This is a genomic window from Neogemmobacter tilapiae (assembly GCF_014652215.1).
Lineage (GTDB): Bacteria > Pseudomonadota > Alphaproteobacteria > Rhodobacterales > Rhodobacteraceae > Neogemmobacter > Neogemmobacter tilapiae.
Window position 1 is genome coordinate 1 of record NZ_BMYJ01000011.1, and the last position, 13590, is coordinate 13590.

Below are 13590 nucleotides of genomic sequence, written 5' to 3' on the forward strand. Positions count from 1 at the left end.
ACAGTCCTCAAACGAGGATCAAAATGGACCCCCACCGCAATCTGAACACGGTTGCTACTCGATATCTGACAGCATCCCCGCCAGCCGTTCCGCCCATGCCGCTTGCTGTTCGGCGGTTTGGATCAGGTCGTTCCGCAGCTCGATCAGCGTGTTCTGTCTGCCCTTGGCCAAGGCGTGGCGGTCGATAGAATCGCCGGGCAGGTGGCCGTTGTAGGGTTCGTTGTCGCCGACGATGAGGTCGGGTTCCTGACGCAGGCGCGCGATCAGGGCGCGGGAAAAGCCGCTGTCCAGATGCGAATGCAGGATGCCGATGTGCCAAGGCCTTGGGGCGCGGGCGCGCAGGCAGGGGGTGAAGGAATGGATGGCGACGATGGTGCGGCCCTTGGCCATGTCTTCCAGTGCCGCGTGATAGGGGCGGTGGAGGCGGTTCAGTCGTTCTTTGATCTGCTGGGGCGTGATGTGGCGGTTGGCGGGGATGATGGTGCCGTCATAAAGGCGCATGACAAGGGTCGGATCATCCTCGGCCCGGTTGGCGTCGATGACGAGGCGGGAAAAATCCGACAGGATGGCGGGTGAGTCTAGGTGTTGGGCCAAGGCCAAGGTGACGCCAGCGGCACCGGGATCAAAGGCGATGTGGCGGGCCATGTCTTCGGGCGCGATGCCAAGATCGCCGCCGTTGACCCATTCAGGGACGCGGTTGGTGGCATGGTCGCAGGTGATCAGCCATGGGCCGGGACGATCCGCGCCTTCGATACGATAGGCCTCTGACATTCACCAAACCTTCATTGTTCATGGCCTTCTATCCAGCGGCCCGGGCCTTGTCCAAGCCCCCGCCCGGGTTTTGCCTTTCTTTTGGGCAGATCGGGGCCTAGAATGTCTTTTGTTTGCGCTATCAGATACGCCCCGTTGCCCCGGCATGGGTTATCCGGCATAAGCGCGCCAAATTGGAAATCCGAAGGGACAGGCAACGATGAGACGCCTTCGCAATGTGAAAATCGTGGCCACGCTGGGCCCGGCTTCGAGCAGCTATGACATGATCCGGGACTTGTTTCTGGCCGGGGCCGATGTGTTCCGCCTGAATATGAGCCATGGCGGGCATGAGGATATTCGTGCGCGGCACGAGATCATCCGCCAAGTGGAAAAGGAAACCGGGCGGCCGATCGCGATTCTGGCCGACCTGCAAGGGCCAAAGCTGCGGGTGGGCACCTTTGCCGATGGGCCGGTGGAGCTGGTCGAAGGGGCGGCTTTCCGGATGGATCTGGACGCGGCACCGGGCGATGTGAACCGGGTGCAACTGCCGCATCCGGAAATTTTCGCCGCGCTGGAGCCGGGGTCTTCGCTGCTGGTGAACGACGGGAAGATCCGGCTGAAAGTAGAAAAATGCGGTAAGGATTTTGCCGATTGCACGGTGACGGTGGGTGGGGCGATTTCGAACCGCAAGGGCGTGAACGTGCCGGATGTGGTGCTGCCCTTGGCGGCGCTGTCGGACAAGGACCGGAAAGATCTGGAATTCGTCTGCGAATTGGGCGTGGACTGGCTGGCACTGTCTTTCGTGCAGCGGCCGGAGGACGTGCTTGAGGCGCGGGAACTGGCCAAGGGTCGGGCGGCTATTCTGTCGAAGATCGAAAAGCCGGCGGCAGTGAAGGCCTATGACGCGATCCTGGCGGTCAGCGACGGGATCATGGTGGCGCGGGGCGATCTGGGGGTGGAACTGCCGGTCTATTCGGTGCCGCCGATCCAGAAGCAATTGGTGCGCGGGGCGCGGGCGGCGGCCAAACCGGTGATCGTGGCGACGCAGATGCTGGAATCGATGATCGAAAGCCCGGTGCCGACGCGGGCGGAAGTGTCGGACGTGGCGACGGCGATCTATGAAGGTGCGGATGCGGTGATGCTGTCGGCGGAATCGGCGGCGGGGGCCTATCCGATTGAAGCCGTGACGACGATGCACAACGTGGCGCAAAGCGTGGAAAACGACGCGACCTATCGGCAGATCATCGAGGCAAGCCGTTCGGCGACGCGCAAGACGGTGGCTGACGGGATCGTGGTGGCAGCGCGGGAAATTGCGGAAACGGCGGATATCAAGGCGATTGCCTGCTTCTCGCAGACGGGCACGACCGTCAGCTTGGTGGCGCGGGAACGGCCGCGGGTGCCGATCATTGCGCTGACGCCGCTGGTGGAAAGCGCGCGGCGGATGTGCCTGACCTGGGGGACCCATTGCGTGATCTCGGAACCGCAGACGCGGTTCAAGGGGGCGGTGATTTCGGCGGTGCGGGCGGCGAAGGCCGAGGGTTTCGCGGGCGAGGCGGATCAGATCGTGCTGACGGCGGGTGTGCCATTCAACGTGCAGGGGACGACGAATATCCTGCGTGTGGCGCCCTGCGATGAACGGTTGATTTCGCGCGGCGACCCTGAATAAGCTGGCCGCCAGCGGTTGACGCTGGCCAAGCTGGGGGAACGCAAGGTGAATGCCGATTATCTGCTGGTGGCGGGACTGTTGTTGATTGTCCTGTCGATCCCTTCGCTGTTGCAGGCCTATTCGTCGATGGACCCGCCCCGGATGGGGGCGGTTCTGATCATTCTGGGGCTGGGGCTGACGTTTTACGCGGCAAGGACAAGCCCGCAGGGTTACGCCTGGGATGATGTGCCGAATGTCTTTTTCCGGGTCTTGGGCGAGATATTCTAGGCGAGGGGGCCTTGCGTCCCAATCCAAGCCCGCCTATAGGGCACGCTTCTGATAACTGTGTGACCGGCCGACGTGGCATGCCGAGTCGCACTTTCAAACCACGGAGATGGAAATGCCCAAGATGAAGACCAAGTCGGCGGCGAAGAAGCGTTTCAGCTTCACGGCCACCGGTCGGGTGAAAGCTGGCCCCGCCGGCAAACGCCACGGCATGATCAAGCGCACGGCGAAATTCGTCCGCGATTCGGCGGGAACCATGATCCTGAGCGATAGCGACGCGAAAATCGTCAAAAAATACATGCCCTACGACCGGTAAGGAGAGCAGCCTATGTCCCGCGTTAAATCCGGCGTCGTCACGCACGCTCGTCACCGCAAGGTGATCAAGGCCGCTTCGGGCTATTACAGCGCCCGTTCGCGCAACTTCCGCACGGCCACGCAGGCCGTCGACAAGGCCAACCAATACGCCACCCGCGACCGCAAGACCCGCAAGCGCAACTTCCGCGCCCTGTGGATCCAGCGGATCAACGCAGCGGTGCGGTTGTTTGATGCTGAACTGACCTATTCGCGTTTCATCAACGGCCTGGCGAAAGCCGGGATCGAAGTGGACCGCAAGGTTCTGGCCGATCTGGCCGTGCATGAGCCGGAGGCGTTCAACGCCATCGCCTCGCAGGCACGGGCCGCTTTGGCCTGATCTGTCGATCACGATAAACAAAAGGCCCTGCGGCGACGCGGGGCCTTTTGCTTTTGGCGGCTTGCCTGAACAGGCGATCCGGGCAAAGCTGGCAAAGTGTTCCAGTTCCAGCAGGTTTGCCATGTATATCGGCCCGGAAATGTATCGGCCCCTGACCGACAAGGCCCGCCAGCGCGAGATTTTCGCGCATACGGTGACGCGGGTGGAGGTGGAGACGCATTCCTATTGCAACCGGCGCTGCGATTATTGCCCGAATGTGGTGGGCGACCGTCTGGGGTCGAATGTGCGAATGAAGCAGGGGGTTTATGACCGGCTGCTGGGCGATCTGGCCGAGGTGGGATTCAAGCACAATTTCATCCTGAACAGCTATAACGAGCCTTTGTTTGATCGGGCCATTCTGGAAAGGATCGCCGAGGCGCGGGTGGCACTGCCCCATGCACGGATTATGATCTATACCAATGGCGATTATCTGACGCCTGCCTATGTCGATGAACTGGCCGAGGCGGGGTTGGATTATATGCATGTGTCGATCCATCTGAAGCAGGGGGATCGTTACACCGATGTTTATGTGCTGGACCGAATTGCCGAGGTGGCGCATCGCACCGGCCTGCGGGTGCGGTTCAAGACGCTGCGGGCGGGTGAGATCATTATTGCGCGGTTTGACCACCCGCGGATGGAAATCGAGACGCGGGCGATTGATTTCACGCAGCATGGCAATGACCGGGGCGGGCTGCTGCCGGACCTTTCGCCGGAAAAGCCGCGGACCGAGCCCTGCAACTTTGTGTTTTCGCATTTCCATATGGGCTTTAGCGGCAATGTGGTGCCCTGCTGTCATATCCGCAGCGACCGGCCGGAACATGCCAAGCATGTGGTGGGCAATCTGGGGCAGGCGGGTTCGATTTTTGACATCTTTTTCGGGGCCAAGGCAGCGGCCTGGCGGCGGGGGCTGATCCATGACCGGGAAAAGACCGGGCCTTGCGCGACCTGTTCGGCGCCTTTGCTGCTGAACCATCCGAATTGGCGGGGGCAGATGCTGCGGGCCTATCGGCAGTATGTGCAGCCGGTGGAGGCCGCTCAGGCCGCCGCAGACAGATTGTCGATCAGCCCCTCCAGCGCATGAAGCCAAGGTTCGGGCTTTTCGCCTGCGACGATGGCCAAGGCCGCCCGGTCAAAGGCGGCGGACAACAGCGCGGCCAGTTCACGGACCGATTCATCGGGGCGCAGGGCGGCCAACCCCTCGGCCAGCGTCTGGCCGCCGGTTTCGGCATCCAGTGCATCCATCGCCGCACGGCCCAGCACTGCGGGGCCATCGACCAGCAGCAACCTTGCGCGCCCCGGTGCCTGCATGGCGTCTAGCCAGACCTGCCCCCCGGCCTTAAGCGCCTGTAGTGGATCGGCAGGCAATTCGGCGCTGCGCACCGCCTTGGCGACGGCTTCGGCCTCGGCCCGGACAGTGGCGGCGAACAGCGCCTCTTTGTCGGCGAAATGGTGGTAAAGCGCGCCGCGCGTCACCCCAGCCGCCGCGACGATGTCGGGCGTTCCGGTGGCCGCAAAGCCTTTTTCGGTGAACAGATGCCGCCCGGCATTGATCAACGCCTGCCGCATGGCGGCGCTGCGGTCCTTGTTGGAGCGTCTCGAATCGTCTTGCATACATTCAGCCTGTATGTTACTTACATACACAGTGTATCAATTATTGCTGGAAAGGAAAAGCCATGCAGATAAGCAGTTTCTATCCCGTGATCATGACAAAGGATGTGCCGGGCACAGCGGATTTCTGGATGCGGCATTTCGGCTTTGCGGCGCTGTTCACAGCGGATTGGTATGTGCATCTGCAATCCCAGCAGGATGCAGGGGTCAATCTGGCGATTCTGGATGGGGATCATGCGACGATTCCCGTGGTGGGGCGCGGGCGGGTGGCGGGGCTTTTGCTGAATTTCGAGGTGGAGGATGTGGACGCGGAATATGCGCGGCTGCAAGGCGCGGGGCTGCCGATCCTGTTGACGCTGCGGGACGAGGCTTTTGGGCAAAGGCATTTCATCACCAACGATCCGAATGGGGTGCTGATCGACGTGATCCGCCCGATTGCACCAGACGCGGATTTTGCCGCGCAGTATGTGGAACGTGCGCGGCCAAGCTGACAGCTTGCATTCCGGCCCCCGCGCGGCTAGCACCGACGCGATTTCATCGGAGGCCGGAATGGACGGGCTGGACACGCTGCGCAACAAATTCATCGCTGCCATTGCGGGGGCGAGCGACGAGGCGGCCTTGGAAGAGGTACGGCTGTCGGCGCTAGGGAAAAAGGGCGAGATCAGTGCGCTGATGGGCGGGCTGGGCAAGATGGAGCCTGAGGCGCGCAAGGCGGCAGGGGCCTCGTTGAACGTGCTGCGGGACGAGATTGACGCGGCGCTGCGGGGGCGGAAGGCGGGGCTTGCGGATGCGGCGCTGGACGCGCGGCTGAAAAGCGAATGGCTAGATGTGACGCTGCCGGGGCGGCCTAGGCCTGCGGGGACGATCCATCCGGTTTCTCAGGTGATGGATGAGCTGACGGCGATCTTTGCGGATATGGGGTTTTCGGTGGCCGAAGGGCCGCAGATCGAAAGCGACTGGTTCAATTTCGATGCGCTGAACATTCCGCCGGAGCATCCGGCGCGGCAGGAGCATGACACGTTTTTCATGCATCGGGCGGAAGGCGACGACCGTCCGCCGCATGTGCTGCGGACGCATACCAGCCCGGTGCAGATCCGGGCGTTGCAGGCGCAGGGGGCGCCGATCCGGGTGATTGCACCGGGGCGGGTGTACCGGATGGATATGGACCAGACGCATACGCCGATGTTCCATCAGGTCGAAGGTCTGGCGATTGACCGGAATGTGACGATGGCAAACCTGAAATGGTGCCTGGAGGAATTCTGCCGGGCGTTCTTTGAGGTGGACGAGGTGGAGCTGCGGTTCCGGGCATCGCATTTCCCGTTCACGGAACCCTCGGCCGAGGTGGACATCCGCTATTCGGTGCAGAACGGGCAGATCAAGCTGGGCCAAGGCGACAAATGGATGGAAATCCTTGGGTCGGGGATGGTGCATCCGAAGGTTCTGGCGGCGGCAGGGGTGAACCCGGACGAATGGCAGGGCTTTGCCTTTGGCATGGGGATCGACCGGATTGCGATGCTGAAATACGGGATTCCCGACCTGCGGGCCTTCTTTGAGGCAGATCTGCGTTGGCTGCGGCATTACGGCTTTGCGGCGCTGGACATGCCGGATTTGGCGCGGGGGCTGCGGGGGTGATGGAAGAAATTCATAAGGCGTGGGAATTACTTGGTCCGGCTCACAACTTTCTTTATTCGATTATCTTATCGCTAGCGACAGCATTGATATTCTGGTTATTTAAGCCTAGAGTAAAGATTATATGGGGAAGAACAAGTGTAAATTATCACAATTTCAATATTGATGAAGATAGTCCCGTTCATGTTTCGACGCAAAAATTCTTTGTTCAAAATGTGGGAAAGAAGGGCGCAAACACGATAGAGATTTTCTTTAGTTCACCCCCTACAAGCTACAATATTTGGCCACCAAGGGAACATAGAACTTCTCTTGTTATCGGGGATCATTTTTCTATATCTGTCCCTTTTCTTGCGCCCGGCGAGCTGATCATTGTTGATACTGTAGATATAGACACATCCAATCCCAACATACTTTCAGTCAACTGCGCTGATGTCGTGAGCAAACAGGTAGAATTTGTTGCTCAACGGCAATTTGGAAAATTGTTCAATTCTTTCGCAATTTACTTATTTTTTGCGGGCGTGGTTGGAACTATTTACGCTATTATTTCACTTGTTTTTTAATTTCTCCATGATTTCATTCGGTGGTGCTTTATGAAATTATAAATAGTCAAAATTTAAACACCTAAACCGGGCGCAACTCGATATCGGACAGCTCCAAGGCGGCGGCGCGGTGGATGATGGCGAGGGGCTGGCCGTTCAGCGAAAGGCTGGCATCGCCGGTGTCCTGATCATGGGTAAGGCCCAGTTCTGGGGGATGGTCGCCGATGTAGCGGACGACGATCTGGTCGGCGGTGGGGTCATAGTCTTGCACATGGATGGCGGTGGGGCCGGGGTGGAGGATATAGGTATCGCCGCCTTCGCCGCCGTCGCCATAATCGCCCGGGCCGAGCAGCAGAAGATCGTCGCCCATGCCGCCGTTGAGGAAATCGTCACCTTCGTCGCCGGAAAGCGTGTCATGGCCGCTGCCGCCCTCAACAGTGTCGTTGCCCGCGCCGCCGGAAAGGGAATCGTCGCCGCTGTCGCCCAGAAGCTCATCCTCGCCGGCGTCGCCCCACAGGCTGTCGTGGCCTTCGCCGCCCGTTAGGCTGTCATGGCCTTGGCCCCCGTCCAGTTGGTCGTGGCCAGCCGCGCCCGAAAGCCGGTCGTCGCCCGTGTCGCCTGAAAGGGTGTCGTCGCCTTGGCCACCGGTCAGATTGTCCTGGCCTGCGCCGCCACCGATATGGTCGTTTCCGTTGCCACCATCGAGTTGATCATTGCCGTCGTCGCCGGTGATGCTGTCGTCGCCGTCCTGTCCGCGCAGTTGATCATCGCCTTCGTTGCCGGACAGTTGGTCGTTGCCGCCGCCGCCTTGCAGGAGGTCGTCGAGGGCGCTGCCTTGTAGGGTTTGGCCGGGTTCCAGGATCACCGGGCGGTCGCTGGAATCGGGGTCGGCGTCGGGGTGTTCCGCGTCGGGGCGTTCCGCGTCGGCGGGGGTTTCGGCGCCCTTGGCGGCCAGATCGTCGGTTGGATCGTCCAGAAGATCGCCATTTTGTTGTTCGGCCATGGCAGGATGAGGCGTGTCTTCAATGTCCTCCTCATCCTCAGGCTCCTCCTGCCCCAGAAGGGCGTCGAACAGAAGGCCGCCCATGACCAGACCGAAAAGCCCCAGAATGCCGAACATGACCCACCCCTTTGCTGGTCTTTGGGGCAGTTTGGCGGGCAAATCTTAGCAAAGGCTAAGCCGGGGCGCGTTTGATTCAAATGCGCGATGGAAATCCGGCTTTCCTTTGGGCCGATTCTGCCCTATAGGCCGCCATCCGCTGTCATGGCGGTCAAGGGCCTTGCTGGACGACATCCCGGCTTGTGCCGTCACATTCAACCTAGGAGAAATCCGATGTCGATCACTGTTGAAGAAAAAGCCCGCCTGATCAAGGAATATGCCACGAAAGAAGGCGACACCGGTTCGCCCGAAGTTCAGGTGGCGATCCTGTCGTCGCGGATTGCGACCCTGACCGAGCATTTCAAGGGTCACAAGAAAGACAACCATTCGCGTCGTGGCCTGCTGATGATGGTCGCCCAGCGCCGCAAGCTGCTGGACTATCTGAAGGGCAAGGATGAGGGCCGTTACACCGCCCTGATCGGCCGTCTGGGCCTGCGCCGCTAAGCGCTGTCCTTTGGGATTGCGGAACGCCCGTGCCGGAAGGCGCGGGCGTTTTGCGTTTGGGGGGGGGCCTACCAGAATTTCCAGAAAGGCTTGGAGGAATTGCCATTCTGTCGTGCAAAAGCAGCAAATTTTTGGTCGATCATCGCCGTTAGTTTCGCAAAGTCATGGTCCGCTTCCGGGCGCGTGTAGGCCATGCCCGCAGCAAAGTTCGAATAGTCTTGTAGATAATGGTCCGTGTAATATTCAGAAGCGAAATGGTTCCCTTCTTCGTTTAAGTCTTCGTCGCCGAATTTTCCGTCACAATGTTTGAACAAGAATTCGGTCGCAGACATTTCGCCTTGGTTCACGCGCTGCACGTCTTCAGGCTGCTCTGCCAGATGGAACTCTCCGGCCCAGCCCTTTGCGAAACACCACTTCATGAAAAGCGCGATATGGGTGCCGCCATATTCGATGGGGGATTCTTTTGGAAATTGTCCGCCATAGTGCCAACTTGCGTCATCATACTTCAAAATAACACTCCGCTGTTTTGCCTATGGCCTACGACAAGAAACGATCCAGTGTTTCATGAAGAGCTATGAGCTGCCTACTTGATCGCTTTTGTATGCCTTTCTACACGTAAGTCCTGCATGTCGAAAGGCTCGGCAGGGCCTGAGGCGATGGATTCGTCGACAAGCGCCTGAATTTCCGCGATAGCCTGCCGCCGTTCCTGATCCTTGCGGATCAGGTCGCGCATGTAGTCGCTGACATTGCTGTAGCGCCCGTCAAGAGTTTGCGCCTCGACCCAGGCTTTCATCTGGTCGGGGAGGGAAATGTTTATGGTTGCCATGCGGGAAGGATCGAGGGGATGGCAAAGTTTGTCAAGAATGCGCTGCGACAGTTCGACTTGACGAAACTTGAGCCGGAGTGACCTTCACAATGCGCCTTGATCCCGCCGAAACCTGCACAGACGGGAAATGGCGTCAGGGCGTAAATTCGGCTTCGGGGTGGCAGCGATCTTTCGACATTTTGCCCAAGCAGCCTGAGACAGCTTTGATATATTTCTCGATGAAGTCTGAACCATCGGAAAGCGACTTGGCTTCTTTCAACCATGCTTTCGCGATTGTGTTGTTTCCGGCCAGCCCAAACTGATAGGCCACAGAGGCGACCATGTAAGGTTTATCATCTTTCGAAATGCGATCTTTTTCCAAAGTGGCTTCTTGCAGGAAAAGGTCATAGAAGCCCGGGGCGACAACCATCTTGTCATAGTCATGCCAGAGGCCACGTTGAAGCAACCAATAGGTTTCAGACGTGCCTGCCCCCTTCAGTTGCTGTTCGATTGCAAAGGCCCGATAATAGTCGGATTGCAACAAGAGCGTCTGATATGCGTCAGTCTTTAGAAAGGCTTTCAGCTGTTTGATTTCGGCAGCGTCGAATTCACGGTACACAGGCAATCCGTTGTCGGGGCAAACTGGCAATTCCGTCACGAAGTCGCAGCTTGTGATCCGACGCAGGGACATCGTTGTTCCCGAGCCCGAACAAGACATTGTTCCCGTAATCGTGAATTTCTTTTTCCCGACCGGGCAAATCACTTCCTCATCAACAGGTGTGCCGGCCTGTGCTGCCGGAGCCAACGACAAGAATATAGCCAACAGAATTCGAAGGTGACGCATGTTGATCTCCGAGCACTCAAACTGTGGTTGAGACTATCGATGCGCATGTCTCGCGGCAACTGCGATCCTCGGCCCCCTTCCCAAACGCCCCTTTTTCCTGTATGGCCCCCGCCATCTGCGACGTGAGGCCCTACCCTCGGGCCCGTGCATCAGGATTGGGGGCGGCGGCAATGGGGCCGCCAGATGTTTGGGGCAACGGTCAGGGGACCGGCCCTAGAGGAAATGATTTATGTTCAATGTGACGAAGAAATCCATCCAGTGGGGCGATGAAACGCTGACGCTGGAAACGGGTAAAGTTGCGCGTCAGGCCGATGGTTCGGTGATCGCAACGCTGGGGGAAACCTCGGTCATGGCCAACGTGACCTTTGCGAAAGCCGCAAAGCCGGGTCAGGACTTTTTCCCGCTGACCGTGCACTATCAAGAGAAATACTATGCCGCTGGGAAAATTCCGGGCGGCTTTTTCAAACGCGAGGCTCGGCCGAGCGAAAAAGAAACGCTGACGAGCCGTCTGATTGACCGGCCCTGCCGCCCGCTGTTCGTCGAAGGCTTCCGCAACGAAGTGCTGGTGATGGCGACGGTTCTGTCCTGCGATCTGGTGAATGACCCGGATATCGTGGCGATGATCGCGGTTTCGGCCGCTTTGACCGTGTCGGGCGTGCCCTTCATGGGGCCGATTGGCGCGGCGCGCGTGGGGTTCAAGAACGGGGAATACCTGCTGAACCCGTCGATGGACGACATGACGCAACTGCGGATGAACCCGGAACAGCGTCTGGATCTGGTCATTGCGGGCACGAAAGACGCCGTGATGATGGTGGAATCGGAAGCCTATGAGCTGACCGAGGCCGAAATGCTGGGCGCTGTGAAATTCGGCCATGCGCAGATGCAGCCGGTGATCGACCTGATCATCGACTTTGCCGAACACAGCGCGAAAGAGCCGTTCGATTTCAGCCCACCCGATTTCTCGGCGCTGTTTGCCAAGGTGAAAGCGGCCGGTGAGGCGCAGATGCGCGCGGCCTTTGCGATCCGTGACAAGCAGGAACGGACGACCGCGATTGAAGCGGCTGTCGACGCGATCAAGGCGGCGATGAGCGAAGAAGATCAGGCGGATGCGAACCTGTATCCGGCGATCAAGCAGTTGGAAGCCTCGGTTCTGCGGGGCGACATCATCAATGGTGGCGCACGGATCGACGGGCGCGACACGAAAACGGTGCGTCCGATTGTGGGCGAAACCGGCGTGCTGCCGCGGGCCCATGGTTCGGCGCTGTTCACCCGTGGGGAAACCCAAGGGCTGGTGGTGACGACGCTGGGGACGGGCGAAGATGAGCAGATCATCGACGCGCTGAACGGCAACTATCGTTCGAATTTCCTGCTGCACTACAACTTCCCGCCCTATTCGGTGGGCGAAGTGGGCCGCGTGGGTTCGCCGGGGCGTCGGGAAATCGGCCACGGGAAACTCGCATGGCGGGCGTTGCAGGCGGTTCTGCCGGCACCGACCGACTTCCCCTATACCATCCGGGTGGTGAGCGAGATCACCGAATCGAACGGGTCGTCGTCGATGGCTTCGGTCTGCGGCGGGTCGCTGTCGATGATGGATGCGGGTGTGCCGTTGAAAGCGCCGGTGGCCGGTGTGGCGATGGGTCTGATCTTGGAGGACGATGGTCGCTGGGCGGTTCTGACCGACATTCTGGGCGATGAAGATCACCTGGGCGACATGGACTTTAAAGTCGCCGGGACGGCCAACGGCATCACCAGCCTGCAAATGGACATCAAGATTGCCGGGATCACCCCGGAAATCATGGAACAGGCGCTGGCACAGGCCAAGGATGGGCGTCTGCATATCTTGGGCGAAATGAACAAGGCACTGTCGGCCCCGCAAGGGTTCAGTGAATACGCGCCGAAGATCGAAACGATGCAGATCCCGACGGATAAAATCCGGGAAGTGATCGGCTCGGGCGGGAAAGTGATCCGCGAGATCGTGGAAGTGTCGGGTGCGAAGGTCGACATCAATGATGATGGGCAGATCAAGATTGCGTCGAACGATGCGGCGGCGATCAAGAAGGCCTATGACATGATTTGGTCGATCGTGGCCGAGCCGGAAGAAGGGCAGATCTACACCGGGAAAGTGGTGAAGCTGGTCGATTTCGGGGCTTTCGTGAACTTCTTCGGCAAGCGGGACGGTCTGGTGCATGTGTCGCAAATCGCGAACAAGCGGCTGAACCACCCGAACGAGCTGCTGAAGGAAGGCCAGGAAGTGAAAGTGAAACTTCTGGGCTTTGACGAGCGCGGCAAGGTTCGCTTGGGGATGCGGATGGTCGATCAGGAAACCGGCCTGGAGATCGTTGAGAAGAAAGAAGAATCGGCCGAGGGCTGAGGGTTCTTTTGACGGAATGACAAAGCCCCGGTGGAAACGCCGGGGCTTTCTTTGTTTCGCCTCGCCAAAAGGTGATTGGCCCCGCCGGGAACCTTTGGCACAGTGGGAATGTTCTACGCCCGATGCATGGGGGATGTCGTATGTTGGATCATCAGTTTTCGCGCCGGGCTTTTCTGGCGGCTTTGGGGGCGGCGGGGGTTGTGACGGCGATGCCGGCCTTTGGGCAGGATTTCAAGATTCCCAAGAATATTGAGCCGCGGACGGTAAAGCTGCGGGACGAATGGCCTGCAAATGAGATTCTCGTTGATCCGAACATCTATGCGCTGTTCTGGACCCTGCCGGGGCGCAAGGCGCGGAAATACTACATCGGGATTGCGCGTGATGGGGAATATCGGCCCGGCGTGTTCCGGGTGGGAGACAAGCGGGAAAACCCGTCTTGGACGCCGACCGCCAACATGATCCGGCGGCATCCTGAACTTTACGCACCCTATCGGCGGGGCATTGCGGGCGGTGCGCCGGGCAACCCGTTGGGCAGTCGGGCGCTGTATCTTTACAGCGGCGGGGGCGACAGCCGGTTGCGGATTCACGGGACGAATGCGCCGGACACCATCGGCAGCCGGGTTTCGGCGGGCTGCGTGCGGATGGTGAATGCGCATGTCGAGGAACTGTATTCCTTCGTGCCGATGGGCACACGGGTGACTTTGTTCGACTTTACGCCGGACGAGATTTAGCAAGCTACTTGCAATGTTATATCGTAACATATAAACCCCCTTGGCACATA

The 13590-nt window shown here is 59.4% G+C and carries 17 protein-coding genes; 11 read left to right on the forward strand and 6 right to left on the reverse strand.

Going from position 1 to position 13590, the window contains the following annotated elements; all coding sequences use genetic code 11:
* Nucleotides 1–54: 54 nt before the first annotated feature.
* Entirely contained in the window at nt 55–771 is a 717-nt protein-coding gene (locus IE095_RS15395) for an N-formylglutamate amidohydrolase (RefSeq protein WP_189412672.1), read from the reverse strand.
* Nucleotides 772–970: 199 nt separating this feature from the next.
* Between IE095_RS15395 and pyk the strand changes: the two genes are divergently transcribed.
* From pyk to IE095_RS15420, 5 genes are all read left to right on the forward strand, one after another.
* Nucleotides 971–2416 carry a pyruvate kinase gene (pyk, locus tag IE095_RS15400; protein ID WP_189412673.1) on the forward strand — a complete coding sequence of 482 codons (1446 nt, stop codon included), beginning with the start codon at nt 971–973 and terminating at the stop codon, nt 2414–2416.
* A 15-nt stretch (nt 2417–2431) separates the two neighbouring features.
* Complete coding sequence (locus IE095_RS15405) at nt 2432–2683, forward strand: hypothetical protein (RefSeq protein WP_189412675.1); 252 nt, start codon at nt 2432–2434, stop codon at nt 2681–2683.
* Between the two features lie 112 nt (nt 2684–2795).
* On the forward strand, nt 2796–2996 hold the full coding sequence (gene rpmI / locus IE095_RS15410; protein WP_189412677.1) for a 50S ribosomal protein L35: 201 nt from the start codon (nt 2796–2798) through the stop codon (nt 2994–2996).
* 12 nt (nt 2997–3008) lie between these two features.
* Nucleotides 3009–3371: a 50S ribosomal protein L20 gene (gene rplT / locus IE095_RS15415; protein WP_189412679.1), complete on the forward strand. Its 363-nt coding sequence runs from the start codon at nt 3009–3011 to the stop codon at nt 3369–3371.
* A 121-nt stretch (nt 3372–3492) separates the two neighbouring features.
* Complete coding sequence (locus IE095_RS15420) at nt 3493–4491, forward strand: radical SAM/SPASM domain-containing protein (protein WP_189412681.1); 999 nt, start codon at nt 3493–3495, stop codon at nt 4489–4491.
* On the opposite strand, the gene IE095_RS15425 is transcribed toward IE095_RS15420, so the two are convergent.
* Nucleotides 4446–5021, reverse strand: coding sequence for a TetR/AcrR family transcriptional regulator (locus IE095_RS15425; RefSeq protein WP_189412683.1), 576 nt, complete (start codon nt 5019–5021; stop codon nt 4446–4448). The two genes, IE095_RS15420 and IE095_RS15425, sit on opposite strands and share 46 nt — an antisense overlap.
* A 62-nt stretch (nt 5022–5083) precedes the next feature.
* Here IE095_RS15425 and IE095_RS15430 point away from each other — a divergent pair, with 62 nt between their 5' ends.
* From IE095_RS15430 to IE095_RS15440, 3 genes are all read left to right on the forward strand, one after another.
* Nucleotides 5084–5509 carry a VOC family protein gene (locus tag IE095_RS15430; protein ID WP_189412684.1) on the forward strand — a complete coding sequence of 142 codons (426 nt, stop codon included), beginning with the start codon at nt 5084–5086 and terminating at the stop codon, nt 5507–5509.
* A 67-nt stretch (nt 5510–5576) separates the two neighbouring features.
* Nucleotides 5577–6650, forward strand: coding sequence for a phenylalanine--tRNA ligase subunit alpha (pheS, locus tag IE095_RS15435; RefSeq protein ID WP_444543287.1), 1074 nt, complete (start codon nt 5577–5579; stop codon nt 6648–6650).
* The gene (locus IE095_RS15440; RefSeq protein ID WP_229804841.1) at nt 6650–7207 is read left to right on the forward strand and encodes a hypothetical protein; all 558 of its coding nucleotides are present in this window, start codon (nt 6650–6652) and stop codon (nt 7205–7207) included. Before pheS ends, IE095_RS15440 begins: the two co-directional genes overlap by 1 nt.
* A gap of 61 nt (nt 7208–7268) precedes the next feature.
* Here the strand turns inward: IE095_RS15440 and IE095_RS18650 are convergent, their stop codons facing one another.
* The gene (locus IE095_RS18650) at nt 7269–8306 is read right to left on the reverse strand and encodes a calcium-binding protein (RefSeq protein WP_189412690.1); all 1038 of its coding nucleotides are present in this window, start codon (nt 8304–8306) and stop codon (nt 7269–7271) included.
* A 213-nt stretch (nt 8307–8519) separates the two neighbouring features.
* Between IE095_RS18650 and rpsO the strand changes: the two genes are divergently transcribed.
* Nucleotides 8520–8789, forward strand: a complete 270-nt coding sequence (rpsO, locus tag IE095_RS15450; RefSeq protein ID WP_189412696.1) for a 30S ribosomal protein S15 — start codon at nt 8520–8522, stop codon at nt 8787–8789.
* Between the two features lie 68 nt (nt 8790–8857).
* Here the strand turns inward: rpsO and IE095_RS15455 are convergent, their stop codons facing one another.
* The 3 genes from IE095_RS15455 to IE095_RS15465 form a co-directional block, all read right to left on the reverse strand.
* On the reverse strand, nt 8858–9298 hold the full coding sequence (locus IE095_RS15455) for a DUF7832 domain-containing protein (RefSeq protein WP_189412697.1): 441 nt from the start codon (nt 9296–9298) through the stop codon (nt 8858–8860).
* Between the two features lie 74 nt (nt 9299–9372).
* Nucleotides 9373–9615, reverse strand: a complete 243-nt coding sequence (locus IE095_RS15460; protein WP_189412699.1) for a type II toxin-antitoxin system ParD family antitoxin — start codon at nt 9613–9615, stop codon at nt 9373–9375.
* Nucleotides 9616–9748: 133 nt separating this feature from the next.
* Nucleotides 9749–10399 carry a hypothetical protein gene (locus IE095_RS15465; RefSeq protein WP_189412701.1) on the reverse strand — a complete coding sequence of 217 codons (651 nt, stop codon included), beginning with the start codon at nt 10397–10399 and terminating at the stop codon, nt 9749–9751.
* 268 nt (nt 10400–10667) lie between these two features.
* Here IE095_RS15465 and pnp point away from each other — a divergent pair, with 268 nt between their 5' ends.
* The gene (gene pnp, locus IE095_RS15470) at nt 10668–12809 is read left to right on the forward strand and encodes a polyribonucleotide nucleotidyltransferase (RefSeq protein WP_189412702.1); all 2142 of its coding nucleotides are present in this window, start codon (nt 10668–10670) and stop codon (nt 12807–12809) included.
* 140 nt (nt 12810–12949) lie between these two features.
* The gene (locus IE095_RS15475; RefSeq protein ID WP_189412704.1) at nt 12950–13540 is read left to right on the forward strand and encodes a L,D-transpeptidase; all 591 of its coding nucleotides are present in this window, start codon (nt 12950–12952) and stop codon (nt 13538–13540) included.
* The last annotated feature ends 50 nt before the right edge of the window (nt 13541–13590 follow it).

Excerpts from the sequence above, each read along its gene's own strand:
- pnp (WP_189412702.1), top strand. The coding sequence starts at position 10,668 with ATGTTCAATGTGACGAAGAAATCCATCCAGTGGGGCGATGAAACGCTG.
- IE095_RS15430 (WP_189412684.1), top strand. The coding sequence starts at position 5,084 with ATGCAGATAAGCAGTTTCTATCCCGTGATCATGACAAAGGATGTGCCG.
- rpmI (WP_189412677.1), top strand. The coding sequence starts at position 2,796 with ATGCCCAAGATGAAGACCAAGTCGGCGGCGAAGAAGCGTTTCAGCTTC.
- rplT (WP_189412679.1), top strand. The coding sequence starts at position 3,009 with ATGTCCCGCGTTAAATCCGGCGTCGTCACGCACGCTCGTCACCGCAAG.
- IE095_RS15425 (WP_189412683.1), bottom strand. The coding sequence starts at position 5,021 with ATGCAAGACGATTCGAGACGCTCCAACAAGGACCGCAGCGCCGCCATG.
- IE095_RS18650 (WP_189412690.1), bottom strand. The coding sequence starts at position 8,306 with ATGTTCGGCATTCTGGGGCTTTTCGGTCTGGTCATGGGCGGCCTTCTG.
- rpsO (WP_189412696.1), top strand. The coding sequence starts at position 8,520 with ATGTCGATCACTGTTGAAGAAAAAGCCCGCCTGATCAAGGAATATGCC.
- IE095_RS15440 (WP_229804841.1), top strand. The coding sequence starts at position 6,650 with ATGGAAGAAATTCATAAGGCGTGGGAATTACTTGGTCCGGCTCACAAC.
- IE095_RS15460 (WP_189412699.1), bottom strand. The coding sequence starts at position 9,615 with ATGGCAACCATAAACATTTCCCTCCCCGACCAGATGAAAGCCTGGGTC.
- IE095_RS15395 (WP_189412672.1), bottom strand. The coding sequence starts at position 771 with ATGTCAGAGGCCTATCGTATCGAAGGCGCGGATCGTCCCGGCCCATGG.
- IE095_RS15475 (WP_189412704.1), top strand. The coding sequence starts at position 12,950 with ATGTTGGATCATCAGTTTTCGCGCCGGGCTTTTCTGGCGGCTTTGGGG.
- IE095_RS15420 (WP_189412681.1), top strand. The coding sequence starts at position 3,493 with ATGTATATCGGCCCGGAAATGTATCGGCCCCTGACCGACAAGGCCCGC.
- pyk (WP_189412673.1), top strand. The coding sequence starts at position 971 with ATGAGACGCCTTCGCAATGTGAAAATCGTGGCCACGCTGGGCCCGGCT.